The 269-nt window shown below is 67.7% G+C and carries 1 protein-coding gene; it reads left to right on the forward strand.

Translation table 11 applies throughout. From position 1 onward, the window contains the following. On the forward strand, positions 1 to 269 hold a 269-nt coding region (locus SAZ04_RS22220; protein ID WP_332699794.1), incomplete at both ends, for a hypothetical protein.

The following is a 269-nucleotide window of genomic DNA, read 5'->3' on the forward strand; positions in this document are numbered from 1 at the left end:
AGGGATGTCGTCGCCGGACACCGGCTCGTCGCGCTCACCTTCCGGGATCTGTCCCGCGTACGTGCGGTCGGGCTCCATCAGGACTGCTTCGCCGCCTCGCTGGTCGTGGCGGCGGCGGACGTCGAGGCCGTCGACTTCGCGGTGGACTTCTTCGCCGCCGTGGACTTCTTGGCCGCTGACTTCTTGGCCGCCGACTTCTTGGCCGCCGACTTCGTCGCCGTGGACTTCTTGGCGGCCGACTTTCCGGTCGACTTCTTGGTGGCGGACTT

Origin of the sequence: Halalkalibacter lacteus, assembly GCF_036663595.1 — a bacterium.
Classification (GTDB): domain Bacteria; phylum Bacillota; class Bacilli; order Bacillales; family Bacillaceae_D; genus Halalkalibacter; species Halalkalibacter lacteus.